10 protein-coding genes and 4 pseudogenes are annotated in these 17,334 nt (G+C 35.0%); 5 read left to right on the plus strand and 9 right to left on the minus strand.

Annotation, left to right across the window (positions count from 1 at the left end; all coding sequences use genetic code 11):
* The first annotated feature begins 111 nt into the window (after window positions 1–111).
* A complete protein-coding gene (locus ACFZP3_RS03145) occupies window positions 112–612 on the plus strand; it encodes a hypothetical protein (protein ID WP_253309092.1) in 501 nt (166 codons plus the stop codon).
* A 181-nt stretch (window positions 613–793) separates the two neighbouring features.
* Here ACFZP3_RS03145 and glpX read toward each other — a convergent pair whose 3' ends face one another.
* Window positions 794–1,711, minus strand: coding sequence for a class II fructose-bisphosphatase (glpX, locus tag ACFZP3_RS03150; RefSeq protein ID WP_386087109.1), 918 nt, complete (start codon window positions 1,709–1,711; stop codon window positions 794–796).
* 115 nt (window positions 1,712–1,826) lie between these two features.
* Between glpX and ACFZP3_RS03155 the strand changes: the two genes are divergently transcribed.
* A complete protein-coding gene (locus tag ACFZP3_RS03155; RefSeq protein ID WP_386086824.1) occupies window positions 1,827–3,149 on the plus strand; it encodes an ankyrin repeat domain-containing protein in 1,323 nt (440 codons plus the stop codon).
* Between the two features lie 430 nt (window positions 3,150–3,579).
* Here the strand turns inward: ACFZP3_RS03155 and ACFZP3_RS03160 are convergent, their stop codons facing one another.
* A complete protein-coding gene (locus ACFZP3_RS03160) occupies window positions 3,580–4,380 on the minus strand; it encodes a recombinase zinc beta ribbon domain-containing protein (protein WP_410542147.1) in 801 nt (266 codons plus the stop codon).
* Window positions 4,366–4,662 (minus strand): annotated as a pseudogene (locus ACFZP3_RS08610) (recombinase family protein); the annotation flags it as partial. The gene ACFZP3_RS03160 and the pseudogene ACFZP3_RS08610, both read right to left, overlap by 15 nt.
* A 249-nt stretch (window positions 4,663–4,911) precedes the next feature.
* On the opposite strand from ACFZP3_RS08610, the gene ACFZP3_RS03165 reads away from it, so the two are divergent.
* Both ACFZP3_RS03165 and ACFZP3_RS03170 read left to right on the plus strand, forming a co-directional pair.
* Complete coding sequence (locus ACFZP3_RS03165; RefSeq protein ID WP_264688273.1) at window positions 4,912–5,511, plus strand: ankyrin repeat domain-containing protein; 600 nt, start codon at window positions 4,912–4,914, stop codon at window positions 5,509–5,511.
* Between the two features lie 126 nt (window positions 5,512–5,637).
* Window positions 5,638–5,970, plus strand: a complete 333-nt coding sequence (locus tag ACFZP3_RS03170; protein ID WP_253309096.1) for a hypothetical protein — start codon at window positions 5,638–5,640, stop codon at window positions 5,968–5,970.
* Window positions 5,971–6,089: 119 nt separating this feature from the next.
* Here ACFZP3_RS03170 and ACFZP3_RS03175 read toward each other — a convergent pair.
* From ACFZP3_RS03175 to ACFZP3_RS03200, 6 genes and pseudogenes are all read right to left on the minus strand, one after another.
* Window positions 6,090–6,399 (minus strand): annotated as a pseudogene (locus tag ACFZP3_RS03175) (phage portal protein); the annotation flags it as partial.
* Window positions 6,399–7,430 (minus strand): YhcG family protein, encoded by a 1,032-nt coding sequence (locus tag ACFZP3_RS03180; RefSeq protein WP_386086826.1) that lies wholly within the window; start codon window positions 7,428–7,430, stop codon window positions 6,399–6,401. The pseudogene ACFZP3_RS03175 and the gene ACFZP3_RS03180, both read right to left, overlap by 1 nt.
* A gap of 26 nt (window positions 7,431–7,456) precedes the next feature.
* Window positions 7,457–7,681, minus strand: coding sequence for a gpW family protein (locus tag ACFZP3_RS03185; protein WP_253309098.1), 225 nt, complete (start codon window positions 7,679–7,681; stop codon window positions 7,457–7,459).
* A pseudogene (locus ACFZP3_RS03190) lies at window positions 7,668–8,408 on the minus strand (terminase gpA endonuclease subunit); the annotation flags it as partial. The gene ACFZP3_RS03185 and the pseudogene ACFZP3_RS03190, both read right to left, overlap by 14 nt.
* A 5-nt stretch (window positions 8,409–8,413) precedes the next feature.
* A pseudogene (locus ACFZP3_RS03195) lies at window positions 8,414–8,746 on the minus strand (Holliday junction resolvase); the annotation flags it as partial.
* Between the two features lie 499 nt (window positions 8,747–9,245).
* Window positions 9,246–12,881: an SNF2-related protein gene (locus ACFZP3_RS03200; protein WP_386086827.1), complete on the minus strand. Its 3,636-nt coding sequence runs from the start codon at window positions 12,879–12,881 to the stop codon at window positions 9,246–9,248.
* Window positions 12,882–13,231: 350 nt separating this feature from the next.
* Here ACFZP3_RS03200 and ACFZP3_RS03205 point away from each other — a divergent pair, with 350 nt between their 5' ends.
* Complete coding sequence (locus ACFZP3_RS03205) at window positions 13,232–17,332, plus strand: lipase family protein (protein WP_386086828.1); 4,101 nt, start codon at window positions 13,232–13,234, stop codon at window positions 17,330–17,332.
* Window positions 17,333–17,334: the final 2 nt, after the last annotated feature.

A 17,334-nucleotide genomic window follows, 5' to 3' on the forward strand; every position in this document is an offset into this window, starting at 1 on the left:
CAAATTTAACCACGAGGCGGCGAAGAACAACATGAAAAAAACTTTTAACGCGCCCTTTCATAAAATATGTTGACTATCTCCGTATTTTATATTAGGTATACTCCGGCAGTTATGAAATGGAGGTTTATTATATCAAATGAAATCCAACCTAAAAATAAGTTACTAATTGTAGGAGCTGGCTTACTATTCTTTGCGATGGTGTTCCCATCATTTTTTCTCTTAGCAAAAATAGCCATAGGATTAGCTATGATCGCAATTGCAACAATCGCGGTAAAAATTTTCTCAAAAACAATATCAAACGCTCTTGAAAAAGAAAAAGTAGATCAGAATCAGGCAGCACAACAAACAACACAAAGTAAAATTATAAACCTAGCTATTGGATTAACATTTATATTTGCAGGAGGATTATCAATGCTCATTATAGCAAAAACTGGCTTAATTGCAGCATGTGCAGCTATAACTGCTTTAGCTCTACACGAATATGTTAAAAATGAAAAAATAGGAAAAGAGATAAATGATAAATTCGATAAGGTAGCTGACGATACAATCAATTTTATTGTTAGCAATGTTGAAAAACTTATTCCAACAAAGCCGCCAGGCATAACAGCCTAAACTGTCTCCGTTCAGCAGAGTGGTTTAAGAAACAATAGATAGAAGGTTTTGAAAAGGGTTCAGCCTTCTTTTTATGTCCGCCTTGAGGAACTTCTTGTACAATTAGTTTCTCTTGAGAAAATGAATCTAACATTTTAACACTCCCTTTAACTCTTACATCATATATTGAAAAATAATTAACCTAACTTATAACTTGCACCTTTATCAGCTTGTTAGGTAGAATTATTAAAGAATTAGTTGAATAGGTATTATGATTCAATTCAACTCCATCCACAAGTTCTCCGCTTGTTACTCCAGTTGCAATAAACACTGATTCACCTCTTGTCATATCTTTTATGGTGTAGATTTTTTCTGGGTCATCAATATTTAAATTTTTTGCTCTTTCTCTTAACTGATCTGTGTCAAATATTAATCTTCCCTCCATCTGTCCACCGATTGAACTCAGCGCTGCAGCCGCAAGCACCCCTTCTGGTGCCCCTCCTATTCCGATATACATATCGTGATTGCCATTTACTAGTGAAACTACGGCCGCAACATCACCATCATCTATTAGTTTAACTTTTGCTCCTAACTCCCTGATTTTCACTATTAATTCATCATGTCTTTCACGATTAAGTATAGTTACTGTAAGATCATTTACTTTACATCCTTTTGCCTTGGCTAAATTGTCTAGATTCTTTTCAATGCTATTTTTTAGTGAGACTACACCCTCTGGGAGATTTTTTCCTACTGCTATCTTTTCCATATAAACATCAGGTGCATGTAAAAAATTACCTTTTTTCGTTGCAGCAAGAACGGACATTGCCCCTTGTTTATGGTGAGCGCAGATTGTGGTGCCCTCAAGTGGGTCAACAGCAATGTCGATTTCAGGACCATTTCCAGTGCCAACCTTCTCGCCAATATACAGCATTGGTGATGAATCTCTCTCACCTTCACCAATTACGATAGTACCATTTATTTCCATTGAATTTAATACTGTACGCATTGCATCAACTGCAACCTGATCAGCCTTTTTTTCATCGCCGAAGCCTGCTAGTTTATATGCAGCAAGTGCTGCAGCTTCGGTCACTTTAACTAATTTATAGGCTAAATCTTCCATCATTTGCTTTAAGAACTATATTCAATATATATCATGCTACTTGAAACTGCAATATGTCTTGACTGGTTGTGGGAAAGTTGCTATAATAAACTAACATATAGTAGTAGGTTTAGTTATGGCATATAGTAATGATGATATTAGAGAGTTGTATCGAAAGATAGCTACAATTGTAAAATATGATGATAAGGGAATTGCTAGTCTTAAAGATTTGCAAAAGGAACCAAAGTGGAAAGAAGTTAATTTTCAAGATAAGTGTGAAGGAGACAATTTATTAGGAGACTTACTTCTAAAACATGCAACCGAACATAACAACCCACGCGTTAAGGATCTTTTTCTTAGAAATGGGTTCAAGATTCCTCAACAAGAACAGATAACTACAGAGGTAAATGAGGAAAGAGAACCTGATGTAGAAGAAAATGGAGCAGGCAGCAATGCAGCAGATTCTAATAACTCCAGAGGTAGTCAATTTGCTACGTCATACAACAAGATAAAGGAAATTGTAACTAATAACCCTAGTATAACTGCTCAGGAATTTGGTGAGAAGCTTAAAAAAGAGAAAATAGATATAAAAATAACAAACCAGGATGGTTGGACTTTGCTTTATTATGCTGTTCGTTCAGAAGGGCCTAGTATTACCGGCGATCGCAGTATATTCCTAAGGGTTGTTGGATTGCTCACAAATTCAGACATTAAAGTCAATGGTATTCAAGATACGGCTTATACTTTATTAGATCATGCCGCAATAAAAAAACAAGCTGACGTTGTAAAGATACTTTTGAATAGTGGCAAATTTAATGAAGAAGAAAAATTTAACGCTCTGCGTCTTGCTATTGTTCAAGGTAATGTCCAAGAAGTTGGGGTATTTTTAGGTTATGTAAATGATGAAAGCAGACGAGCAGCTGTAGAGTTGGCTATAAATAATAGACAAAAAGAAATTACTCAGGTGCTTTTAAACTTTATTGTACCAGAAACACCTAATGTAGAAAAAAACGGAGCAAAACCTTGCAGCAGTAATGGGAACATTGGTAGTAGACCTGTAAATACACCAAATGGCCAGCTAAATCATAATAACGAAAATAAAACGCCTGTATCAACAAGGACTGACCAAACTGCCACACCAAATAATGATAATAAAGCTAACGGCTTCGTAGATGCTCAATTTTCTGTGCCAAATGAAAAAGAAACTAAATATAAAGAAAGCAAGGAAAATTTTTATACCTCATTAACAAAAGATGTTGTTGGAGTTGTTGTTAAAGGGTTATTCATTGCTGCTGCTGTGATGGTTCCATCTGTGGCTGGTGCGGTGGTTTGTGGTGTTATAGCTGCTTTGGTTGCAACATATATCGGATTACATGTAAAAAATTCTACATTACCAAGCTATAGAGAAATGGAAAAAAATAAAGTTGAACACGTGAGTTCAGGTATAAAAAAGGGGTGATTTAAGAGAAATCTTTGCCAAGCAGGATGTCATCCCAGTGCCCTGACTACTTGGATCCAGAAAACTTAACTTTAAATAAGTGGCTGCATAATAAAGACTAGATTCCAGTGTCAGCTACTTGGATGACACCTCTCTTGGGCTCTTTTAACCATAAACATTTAAGAAATTTACCAAATGAAAAGAAAGGCAAAAGAAACCCCGGTTAATATCTATTTAAAAACATTGGCGTTTTTTTATGTTTTAAACGTCTAATAACCGCGACTCAGCTGCTTTTAAATGCAACTCACCTTAGTTTAAATGTTTAAGAAATTTACTAAGCAGAAAAAAAGGTAAAAGAAATCCCGTGTTAGCTAGTTGTCACTCTCTAATCCTGCAAATTGGCGTTCTATACTGTCTTAAACGCTTTATAAGCGCGTTTCAGCTTATATAGCTAGAAATGTTGTGAAGACATAAGGTGCGCATAGTACAAAAAATTAAAAATAAGACGCCAATTACGTAATACTGGACTCCTGATATAATGTTGAACATTTTTTTTCTGCATTTCCGCCAGGGCAAGTTCTTGAAATCGAAACACTATATGTATATTATCGTGATCAATTTCAACGCGTTTGACTAATGCTCTAATTATATTAAGCTTAGCCTCCCAATCTGCTTGACCAAGTTCTGATTCAACCACAGAGGCAAAAACTTTTATACTACTTATGATAAAATCTATTTCCCTCTGTAGTTCCTTTTCATCAACCACCTCTTCCTTCTGGTTTCTCATTGCTTTTAACTTCTTCTCTATTTCCTCAGCTTCTAGATCATATTCCTCCTGAGTTATGCGTTCTCGAACATAGACATAATTTAGTCTTTTGATACCTTGTTCTAATTTGCTTATTTCTTTTTCAATCTCATCATTTGGTTGCTTATTTTTATGTTCTAAAAGCATAAGTTGATGTTCTTTTGCAACTTTATCCGTGTCTTTCAATACCTTCTTCATTTCTTCCCATATAACTGGTTCTAGTATCTCCATGCGTATTGATTTGTTGCTACATACTCTAGTCCCGCCAAAACGGCTTGCATCTGTACCAGTACAACGATAGTAGCTCCTTCCTCCCTTAGCGTTTTTTGCTGCATAGTAGGCATATTTGCAACACTGACATACCATTAGTCCTTGTAATAGGTGCCTTCTTCCACTTCGTTGTATTCTTGATCTCTTTCTATTTTCATCAAGTTGTTTTTGTACTATATCGAATAATTCCTCTTCAATTATCCTTGGTATTGTTATTTTTATCCAATTCTCCTCATCAGTACGATAAACAGAATAGTTCCTTTTGCGCACTTTCCATCTTGCCCTCACTGCTTTTCTTATTGGCCCTACCTTCGACTTACCAAATGCCGCTTCTCCTTTGTACGCTTGATTTCTTAATATTCTATGGATTGTACATACGTTCCACACTCCCTTGCGGATGATGATCCCTCGTGTTTCAAGTTGCTTTATTGCTGCAGCTTTTTGCTCTTCAGTTATATTTGTTAACTGTAGCCTTTTATCCTCTCTTAGTTCTTTTGATAATATTTGCTGTTCTGTTTTTTGCTCTGCAGCTTGCATAAAACACCTTATCTTGACAATTAATGCCATTTATATTGAACAATTACATAATGTGCAAACATTTTTTTACATAATTTAATTTGTAGAAAGTTTTGCCTCAAATGCCTTTTAATTGACTCTCTTCTACAGGGTAGTCATAATGTATTATTTAATTAAAGAGAGAGGGTGATTATGGAGCCGCTACATGAAATACTGGAAGTATTAAATAATGATCAAGATTTAAACTCGAATAATATAGTTAAAAAGATAAAGAAAAAACTAGAAGAGAAAAGCAAACTAGATAGTGGATTTGAAGGAGCATTAGCAAAGGAAGAATATAATGTATGGAAAGAAAGTAAGTTTTCATTAGACTGCCAATTTACTACTAATATTGCTAGTTGGCAAGGTACATTACTGCATGTAGCTGCTAAACATGGCCATACGAACATAATAAAAATTCTGATAGAAAGTGGTGCAGATGTTGATGGCAAGCATAGCCATACTCCTTTACATGCAGCTGCTGAAAGTAATCAGCTAGAAGCAGCAAGGATTCTAATAAAAAACGGCGCAAATGTTCATACAAAAGATATCTGGGAATGTACTCCTTTACATTATGCTGCAGTTAGTGGTAGTGAATCTATAATACGGCTTCTCATACAAAATGGTGCAGATCCTTGGGTGAAGGATAAAAATAGTGAAACTCCAGTATATAGCTATGTATACGGGCGTGCATGGCTCCTTTCACCTCTTACTATTACCCACAAATATAAATGTTTGTTGCATAGCTCTTAATGGCATAACTTTTGCTTGAAATAACTGTTTATATGGTGCAATTTACAGCTTTTAGTTGCTAAAATTATAACTCTTAGTTTAATAATTTTAATCCAATAAGCTTTCAGGTTAATAAAATTAAATTATTTGAGTAAATACAATACTATGTTTTTATTTGTGGGTAATAGTAAGCTTTCACCTGGGTCTGGTGATGGGTGTTTAGCACAATTTGAAAAAGCACGCAATGGAGGCCTCTTTGTTCGTTATTCAACACTGTTACTAGGCGCTGTAGCAGCAATAACACTTTTCACAACTGGCAATATTACACCAGATGCACCACGTATAATAGGCGCAGCAGCTTTAGTTACAGTAGCAGCACTTGCAGCTGGTCGTATTACATATGAAGCGTTTAAACCCAGTACTAAAATGGCAAAAGTAGAATATGAGCGTTTTGTAGCAGCACAGCAATCACCACAGTAGTCTATTTCTAAATAAAAAAACTGTTACATTATATCTCATATTATGGTAAGCCTAGCATTAGGTGGTTCATATGAGGTAAAAATGAAAAACATTATCATCGCAGGCTCTGGTCCTGTTGGTTCATCTGTCCATCTCAGCCATAATTCTTGCACTTTTTTCCGAAACTCTGCATCTTTAGCTTTTGATTGCGGTTTTATTCCTGTTCCAACGCAATTACTCACTATCGTATCGATTATGTTTGCTGCATAGGAGTTCTTTCTTACCATATCACGAGACCGACTGCGTAAGTGTTCAAGGCTTTGGGAAAGTAAGCTATTTATACTTCCTGAATCTGGTTGAAAGTGCAATAATCTCCTTCCTGAACCTCCATGCTGAACCTTTAGACTTTGGTGGTTTGCGGAATAATTGCTTGAATGATTTTAGTAGCATTACTTTTCCTTATCTGAAACTTTCGATAATTCAGCTTCTAACTCTTCTATTGTTGGCAAAGCTGTTTTGATGTTTTCTGGTAGATTTTCAGTTATTCGATATTCCGCTAATCCTATTGGTTTATTTATGTCTTTGAGTGTATATTTAGCAAGTACATCGTCTTTAGATTTACATAAGATTAACCCTATAGAAGGTTGATCTGTCGAGTGCTTCAGTAAATCGTCAACTGCGGAAAGATAAAAATTCATTTTACCTGCATACTCTGGTTTAAAATCTTTATCTTTTAGTTCAATTACTATGAAGCAACGTAACTTTAAATGATAGAATAATAAATCAATATAAAAGTCTTTATTACCAACATCTAAATGAAATTGTCTACCAACAAATGCAAATCCCTCACCGAGTTCTAACAGAAATTTTTCCATATGCCCTACAAGTCCCTTTTCTACTTCTCTTTCGTGAGCATCCTTACCTATACTTAAAAAATCAAAAATATATGGATCTTTTAATGTGTAATGTGCTAGATCGGATTGTGGAGATGGTAATTTTTCTTCAAAGTTAGTAATAGCTTTCCCTTGACGTTTATGTAGACCAAGCTCTATCTGCATCACCATAATGTTACGTGACCAGCCATGTTCAATAGCTTCTTTTATGTAGAATAGCCTCGCTTCTTTGTCCTGAACTAAGTCCATTAGAAATACATTATGTCCCCACGGCAATTGGGCAACAAGTTGTTGCCCAAATTCAATATCTTGATACTCCACTGCAAATTGACGCATATATTTCAAGTTTCTCGTGCTAAAACCTTTCATTTCCGGGAATTCAGCCTTTAAGTCTCTACTTAACTGCTCAATTACTTTAGATCCCCAACTCTGACTCTTTTGTTTTTCTAGAATCCGCGTTCCAATATAATGATAAAGCAGTAGCAGTTCTTTATTTACTGTTCTTGCTGCCTTATAACGACTAATAGCAATATGTTCTTTCAACTGCTCTAAAAATTCTGTATATTCTTTTCCTATAATTTTTGTCATAGTGTTCCTTTCAACGATTTTTATCATTATATGATCCCTTTATTCGTTGCAATAACAATCTTTCTCTTCGGCTTCACACCTGCAACTTTTAACTCTGCTTTGATTCGTTGCCTGAGCTCCAATAAATCCTTTATTTGAACTTCCCCGTACCGAACTACATGGTCACCATATGCAATTGAGACAACCCTTTCCCCGCTTTGCAGCTTCTTTATCGCTTCTTCAACTTGGGCTAAATATTCACTGCTGTACATTCTTCTCACCCAGCCATCTACTCTTTCTTACCTTTTTAGGCTTTTTAGTTTTTTCACCTACTAAACTCTCCCATTTACTCTCTGGCCATCTATCAATCCCCAGGGCAATAGACGCAGCTCTTGCGTAAACTCTGCAATCTAGTACTTCATTTCGGTCTCTTATCTTTTGCCACTCTTGTTTGGTATATCCTTTTACTACCTTGGTAATTAGTTGCTCTGCGGTTAGCTGTTTAAAATACTCAGGTGTATACTCTGGAAAATGACAATACCCCGGCGCCCCTTCTGTTAAAACATTAAGTAGCTGAAAAAGCTCTGACTTTAATATCGATACCCCAACTGGCCACAGCTTCATTCCTCTCTTTAGCTTTTGTCCGCTAACTGTTACATCAACTCTACTTGGGCTGCTAAGTGGCACTAGCGCTTTGTTTGCCCCTTTCACTGCCATTACTCTCCCAGAGCCCTGGTGACCTCTTACCCAGTTGTATACCTCTTGTGTTGCATACCCAGCATCTACCGCCATCATGCTTATCATGTATTCAAGACCATTTTCACCGATAAAATGATGATTTAATAATTCCGAAAGTTTTCCCCATACTTCTTCTCCTCCCGGATCTCCTTCAAATACTTGGTAGTCTATTGACCAACTTTCTCGATTTCTTCCCCATGCTAGAATTTCTGCCTCTAAACGATCTTTTTGTACATCAACCCCTGCCGTTAACACTACTTTGCCACACTTGCATTGCCTTTACCGGTGATAAAACGTTTTATCGTCTTGACAGGTACACCTTGATAAGGTATATGATGCTTTTCACACCAAGCAGCTAAAACAGCAAAGAAACCACCATAACAATGCGCAGCATCAGTTCCAAGGTGTCTCCTTACCTCCTCAAAGTACACTGTAGAAATGTCTTTCAAGGAATTAAGCCAATTACTAAAACTTAAAAAGCACATGCCACCTCCGCTGAAACGGCTAGAGTGAAAACTCTCACTGCCACTTTGGATTACTCCATCTGTAAGAATTGCCCAGCCGGTTTGCTTGCCGAGGTCGAGTGTTAGGATTGACATAACTGGAAATTTTCATCTAGAGACAGCAAATATATGCATGTAATATATATACGTAAATTCTCAGAAATTCGTCCAAAAAATGTGAAAAAAAGTTAAAATAATTTTAAGGCAGCTAATTACGTTTTTTACAACAGAAGTCTTCGCTATTTGAGTTGTTTCCATTTTGGAAATAACTGTTTGTCGGGATTTTAAAGAGGTTACATGGGTTTTTGATAAAGGTGCTTATCTCTCTATCCAAATCACTAATAACGCTATAACAATCCTCTAAAACGTTTTAAAGAATTGGGTTGCAGTAGAGACAATTGAAATGGGCTATGTAAAACTGTATCTTTTTGGTTTTAATTTCAAGAGCCTCCCTTCAGAAAGCCCTATATCTCTGCTTTTTTTGACTACTACAAAAGAAGCTTTTCTGTTGGAGACATAAATTTTGATCTTTGTCTCTATTTTGAACTATTGAGCGGTAGTTATCTGGTTCTTTACATTAAATAACTCAGATATATTATAGTGCATTTTTTATATTAACTAAATCTCTTAACCGGTCATTGTTAAATTCTGTAATCCAACTCTCGCCACTACTTATAGTTAGGTTTGCCAATTCCTTCTTGCTTTGAATCATCTCATCAATACGCTCTTCAAATGTACCTGTTGAAAGTAGCCTGTACACTATAACATTACGTTCTTGCCCGATACGATAGGCCCGATCTGTTGCTTGTGCTTCCACTGCTGGGTTCCACCATAAGTCATAATGTATTACATGATTTGCTGCTGTTAAATTAAGTCCTGTTCCTCCAGCTTTTAAAGACACTATAAGAATGTTGGACTGGAATAAGTTTTGAAAGTCATTAACCATTTCGTCTCGTGCTTTACGGGACAGTCTTCCATGTAAAAATGGCACTTTTGATTCAAACCTTTCTTCAAGCAATTTAGATATAATTTCACCCATTTCAGTGTATTGAGTAAATATCAATGATTTTTCTGCAACTTCACCAATACTAATCAATATTTCCTCAAGCATCTGCATTTTACCGGATTGTTCAATACTCGCACGCTTTTTCTTGCCAAACTGTGATGGATGGTTACAAATTTGCTTTAAAGCATTGATAAGTTTAAAGATTAGTCCCTTACGTTCAATTCCTTCACTTTTTTCTATTTTTCCCATATTCGCATCAACAACTTCTTGGTAAAGAGCCGCTTGCTCTGGAGTGAGAAAACAATAACAATTACTCTCAATTTTATCTGGTAAATCCTGAATAATGCTTTTATCGCTCTTAAGTTTACGTAACATAAAAGGGCTAGTTATTTTCATGAACCTTTCTAGGCAAGATTTATCTCTCTCTTTCTCAATTGGTATTGCAAAGTTGGTCTTAAACTGGGTAGCACTACCTAGGTAAGATTTATTGGTAAAATCAAAAATACTCCAATACTCTAGCAGTCTATTCTCAACAGGTGTACCACTCATAGCTATTCTACATTTTGCTTTTATAGCTTTAATTGCTCTGGTTTGGTCAGCGTCACGGTTCTTAATATTTTGTGCTTCATCAATTACGAGCAAAAACCATCCAACTTTGTCAAGTTCTCTCTTATCGCTACGTGCAATACCATAAGATGTTAGAGCCACATCATAATCACTTGCTAATTCTCGATTTTGTCCGTGATAGATGAAAAGCTTTAATTCTGGTGCAAAACGTTCCATCTCTCGTTGCCAATTACTTAATATGCTTGTTGGAGCTACTATCAAAACTCTATCCCGATTTAAAAATCCTGCATTTTTACAATATAGAATAGCTGCAATAACTTGTATAGTCTTACCAAGACCCATATCATCAGCAATTATGCTACCAAACCCACTTTCTATGTTCTGTACAAGCCAGCTAAATCCGCGTTCTTGATATGGGCGCAATTGTGCTGTCAGATTGTTTGGCGTAGTTACAGGTGTATAAGTGTTAAGTTTTTTAAACAAGCTTGTAAGCTGCTGGTCAAATGCTACTTTAGTTTCATCCAACTCACCTGTTAAAACAGCTTGCACGAGTTCTGCTCGATTGAGAGAATTAGGTAGCTTATCAAGTTTCTTTAGTAAACCTCCTACTTGTTTGTCATCTAGAAGTACATACTGATCCATAATACGCACAAGTTTACGAGAGTTTTTTAGTAGCCTCTTAAACTCTGAAATACTAAACTTCTTATCACCTATTGCTACTCTCCAATCAAACTTTAATATGTCCTCAAACATCATGAAGATTTCGTGATTATCATCATCTTCTTCTTTTATTTCATCTTTAGTAGACAAGTTAAGACTTAATTGCGGTTTGAAGACTTTTTGCAAGGATTCTGGTAAAACAGCTACAATGCCAATCGTTCTTAATATCGGCAAAGTGTCTGTAAACACTGATGAGAAACGATCTAAGTATAGAAATAATGTACGATTACTGTTGATTGATTTTTCTAATTCTGGTATATGCTCAAGCAAAAATGCAAGGTCAGATAAAATACTCAGTCTTAATTCTTTATTTTGATTAGGAAGTGCCTTATCTAATTTCATCGGTGGCTCTGTACCGTCCAGAGATATCTGTACGTCAAGTTCAAATCTGTCGTAATGATCCCGTATAATTAAATGAAATTTGTATGGTTCACCTGCTAAGTAAAGGTGTGACAACCAGACATTAATTATTTGCGATTTTTCTTTGTCGATTAGTCCATGAAACTTTTGATACTTGCCAGTGAAAAACAGTCTAAAGATGTTCACATATTTATATTCATCAAGTGATACAGGAAAATTGTTTGTTATATATCCTAAAAGGATGAGAGAAGTAGCAACATTTACCTGTTCCTCTGGTTCTATAGCACGTCCCTTGTACTGCACCAATAGAGGCGGACAAATAGATGATATCTTGCTATGAATTTCCTTAACTGATTCATTAAACAACGCAGGAATCCATCTCATTATAATTTCTTCTCTTTTGTTTTGTAATACTTGTGGTATTAGCGCTGACTTTTCCATCAGCATATGTGCAAACTGTGAAATCATATGCATGAAGCGAAGTTCAGGATTAAGCCTGTGAAGTAACGAATTAGGAATGTCGTTTAAAAATTGTGCTACATTTTTTGGTAAATTTTTATCGGTTGCAAATAACTTACTTATACCATTGTTTACCTGAATCAGTTGATAACGATCATCAATAAATAGTTGAAATGTTTGCCAATGTTCGATATGCACCCATTTCTCAATAAACAGTTCTTCTTCTGTAAAAGACTGATTTCCTGTGGGATATCTTTGCCAATGCTTATAAGCTGTTTGCAAGGTATGGCAAAAGTTTTTCTCAAAAAAAAGCGGATTATTCGTCAAAATACTGCAAACACAATTAGCAAGGTCAGGAATAGTTGATAAGTCAATGTTATCTAAAATTACTTGATTGGAAGTTGCTTGATCGCATGGTTTAAATACATCATCAAGCGTTAAGATTTTTTGAACATCTCCTAATTTTCCATCCCAAAAATCATCAATGAATGCTAGTAAGTTACAATTACGAATATTAAAAGCCAATAAAGGATTTCTATCAATCTCTTTAGCAATAAGATAAATTACAGCAGCAATATGCTTACAAGGTACAGCCCAATCAGGACAATTGCATCTTGCATTTATTTCTTTCCGCTCTGAAGTAAACAATTTCGTACCAAGATCATTGAGCTTATCAAGCAAATTGATCGTTCTTACTTCTCTCCATTTTAAAGAAAACAATTTAGTGTAAAAATTATTGAGTTTATCAAACAAGCTGATTGTTTTTATTTCTTTCCATTTTGAGGGAAACAACTTAATGCCAGAATCATTGAGTTTATCAAGTAAGCTGCTCGGTAACCGTCTGTTTATTAACCGAGATAATATAGCTGGTGAAGTTTTTATAATTTGATGAATGGCATGCTTCTCTGAAGCATTGAATTCTCTTAGTATAACTTCAACTCTATATGATTGACCCGAACCATAAACTTTAGCTACGATTACATTACTATTAATTTTAATACCAGAGACTCTCCCATCATTGGCATAGGTTCTACCACGTTGTAATCGATTATCGCAGTCAACTCCACCAAGGCATTGAAGCCACTTCTTACTCCACCATGTTCTTCCATAAATAGTCATTTTATAAAATCGTATATTTCAATATAAATAAATTGAATATTAATCTTATAGATAATTTTTCTAAATATATCAAACCCACCTTAAACAACTATAGTGTTTCTTCAGAGCAAGCTACCAATTTTAGAACGGTTTAACATCAATTACTACTATAAAACGCCAACAGAAATAAGTTAAAATAAGCATTTGTTTGTTGCTATAGATCAAATTTACTTATGTTGAGCTGCATAAAAGTGCAACCAAGACTATACAAAAAGACTTAAAACTCTCAAAACCTTATGAATTTATATGTAGCTTGGCAAAATTAATGTTTAGTGGTATACTTAAGAAGTTATATTAATAGGGGTAATATATTGGTTATTCAAACTAATTCTTTAACATCAAGTACTGCAAGTTTGCCAACTGAAGATTCAAGTTGGGTTAATGTAAATCAAGAGGAAGCTGAAGTTAAGGAGCATCACCATTCTGAAGGTTCAGATATTGAAGTAGAAGATTTATTTGTTGTAGTTCCTGAAAGTTTAACTTTTGCTAAAATAATAAATATTCTAAATAATGCCATAGAGTATAATAATTATAAAGAATTAGATACGATTGTACGAAGCATTGAAGATTATGATGGTCAACCTGTTAAATTAGATAATGAAAATCTCAAAAATTTCTGTTTAAATCAACTTAACTTGGACTTAGAAAAGAGAAGCGATCACCGACATATATATTCAAATATACTGTCACAATATAGTTTTGATCAAGTAAAATGCAATTATAGTTATCCAGTAAAAGAGCTGGTACTTTTAGCAATTGCAGCTAATGACAAACTTGCAGAAAAATACCAGGACATACTTTTTGCTGAAGGAAATTTGAGTCTTTTACCTCTACTTATTGGCAGTCAAAAATATATTGCAGCTTTTATAGAGAGATTTCCTGACCTTTATATTGAATTAAAAGATCAAGTTGTACAACTTAACGAGCTCAACAAGATTGGCTTTTTCTCAATTATAGCGCTAAGAAAAGAGCAGAATTTATTGAACTCAGTTCTTGTAGAAGATGTCTTAGGAGATCTTAAAGCAGTATTGCAAGAAGGTAGCCCTGACTCTTTATATGGTGTACTTGAAACAGCATCTCTCGCTAAAAATAAAGACTTTATGAAGATAGTACTGGATTCACTTGAAAGATATATTGATGATCAGGCTAAAAAAGATCTATTAAAAAAGTGTATTGTTACTTTTTTAGAAACTGTAATAAGCCAGGAGCATGTTTCAATTGTTGAGTACTTGTGCAGAGAACGTATTGAAAAGAAAGGTTCAATAATTCAAGAAATCTATAAAGAAGCATTTGCAGATGAGAAAATTATTGAACAAATTAAAAACCAGGTTCTAAAAAATATTGATAGTGCAGGTAATGGACGTAAGGAAAAAAAACAAAAAATTTATGACCTAGTTTTGCAAGCCGCCTCATGTACTGGCAGTACAGATTTTATAATAAAAGTACTAGATTTAATTAAAAATGATTCCAAATTTTCAGGCGATACAGATAGGCAGACCTTCTTGCAAAATAGTCTAGTTACTATTTTAGATAATGTTATACGTGAAAAACATTCCTCAATTATTCAAAATGTGTACACAAATTTTATATTGAAACTCGCTGAAAATTCAGGAGTGGAGTTTTTAACCATCCAACAAAGATATCAAAACGCTTGTCATACTTTTATAAGTGTAGATAATAATGTTGCCGGTCAGTTTAATGAGGAACTTAATGAAGATGATTCAAATCTAGAACAAGATAAATTTGAAATAACTGATATTCAAGAAGAGCAAAGGCCAGGTATTTTAGGACCAAATAAAACTGAAATTGCAGGATTTAGCCAAGAGAAGTTATTAGAAATCATCAATTTTGTTAAGATAGGCTATTATGTTAGTGATTATAACCTTAATAGTCAAAAGTTTTCTGAGTTAGAGGAAAGATCTTATAAAGTTCCAGTTAAACTTAAGGAAGAAGGATATAAAATTGTTCAGTTTTATAACGTGAATGATGGTAAACAATATCGACATGCTGGTTACGTTTTTATAAAAGATAAGGAAATAACTATAGTTTACCGCGGTAGTCGTAATCTCTTTGACTATATTACAGATATTAGAATACCTTTAATTTGTGCACCTGGGCTTTTACCTGAAGGTGGAAAGATCCACTCAGGTTTTTATTCTTTATTTAAGGATTCTTGGGGCAGTGTTTATGAGATACTAAGAGGGTATGCTAATGATCAAAAGTTAGAAATTAAAGATTTTAAAATTAACCTTACAGGTCATAGTATGGGAGGTGCCATTGCCACCATATCTGCTCTATGTTTAAGTGTAAGAGAGGGTGCAGAAGATTTGCATGTTGCAACTTTTGCTTCTCCAAGGGTTTTTGACCCTTCTGCTGCTAAGGTTTATGAAGAGCGCCTTGGAAAGAAAACTATTAGAGTAGTTAATCAATCAGATTTCATACCTTCATTACCATCTGGTTCTATGGGTTATAAGCACGTGGGTGAACAATTAAGGGCAACTAGTGATTCTTATGCCCATTCATTAGACATATATCGCAATCTTATTATAAATATTGAACCTGACCAATTTAAGTCTGATAATAGTGTATCTATATACTATTATCCTTCTTACCTTGTTACAGCATTCTATAATGTATTCACTGCACCAAGTTACCTCATTCCAAATACCCATTCAAATGGTGATGAGCAGTATTTTAAACAAGTAAAGAACAAACATAAAGATGCTTCACTTTCTGAAATGATGAAATATTCTGGATCTAGTAATGAACAGAAAGTAGTAATTTATGAGGATTCTGAACCTGGTGAAGACGGGTTTATAACTTTTGTGATGCCATCTTTACCTAGACATGAAAGAGGTGAAGGGTTAAAAGTTAACGTTCCTGATATTGCTTTTTTTGTTAACAGTAATTATTATCTCAGTGGAGACACTATTAGTCTGAGGCTATTGAAAACCTTAATTGATAACTATCCAGGAAGCTTGGCACTTATGAAGAAAGAGAAAAAGAGTAATAAACTTAATGGAGGTTCTTCTTCTACCGCAGCTATCTCAACGTTAACAATAGCTGAAGTTTCTTCAACGAATTCATCTTTAGGTGATCATAGCAATAATAATGTACAAATCGCAGTGCAGAGTGATGAGAATCAGCAAATGAATGCTGAAAAAGCTGGTAGCAGTAACACTCCAGGAATTCCTGAACAAATACTTGTACCAAGTAATGAAAAAGAGCTTGTAGCAAGTACAGGTTACGGTATGGGAGATGTCATTACCAAAACAGGAAATGCAGGAGATTTGCGTGTTGCAACTTTGGGTACTCAACAGGTTGTTCCTCATGGTGGTGCTAAAATTCTTAACAAGTTTTATAAAAAGAATGCTACTGGGCTTTCAGTCGAGTTTATTGCTGGTAATATTAGTGAGATAGTACAGAAGTTTCTTAACGCTGGGATATCACAAGTCGTAGTTTCTACCTCCACTGGTAGTTCCGTATCCTTGGGTTTTAATGATATTAGTAAAGCAAGTCAAGGAGGACTTCAAAAAATAGCAAAAGCACTTATGGACTTGTTTACAAGAGGTGAATCTAATAGTAGAACTGTCAATGCTATTACTAATTTTTCTACTGTTAAAACACCAGCCTTAGAACAAGAAAATAATACTCATGGCAATGATCAACAACCAAGTGATTCTGTTTCTAATATTCAAAGTGATGATGTAGAAGTCGGTAGCACTACTATAAATGATCAATCAACCTCTATTATCAGTAGCGATGGTGAGGATAAACAAATTCCTGTTCAACAAGCAATTCCTATAGTTCTCAAGAAATCAGAAGAACTTGCTGCACAAACTGCTCAAGATATATCAGTTGGAGATGATGTAGCAGCTTCCGTTATTAGTAATGATAATCATAGTGATTCAAGTGAAATTCAGTTACAAGCTACTGTTCAACAATTTATTAATAAAGATGGTACTGCACCATCTGTTCAACTAGCTGCACCTAAAAGTTTAGATAAGAATAGTGGTAAAAAAGATACACAACCAAAACTAATACCAACAGGGGTACCTTTAGTAGCTAGTAAAGACTCTAACCAAGTAAATAATGTTCAAGGTAACAGCAAACAACCCAGTTATCCAGACAAAAACAACCCTGCTCCACAAAATGCAAAAAGTAAGTTGCCTGTGATAGCTGCTGCTATGTTAGCAATAACCGGAGTTGCTACAGGGATAGCTATTGCAGTTTACTTGGAAATGCTAATGGTAGGAATAGCAGTTGGAGCTTGTTGTCTAGTTGCAGCTACAATCATATATTACTGTAACAGACCTTCAAATTTAGTTGAACCTCCAGCTAGTTGTAATAGGCCTTCAAGTTTACTTGAGGGTAGTAATGTTAAACCTCCAGCTAGTGCATCCATTGTATAATA

It is taken from the genome of Wolbachia endosymbiont (group A) of Norellia spinipes (genome assembly GCF_964273535.1).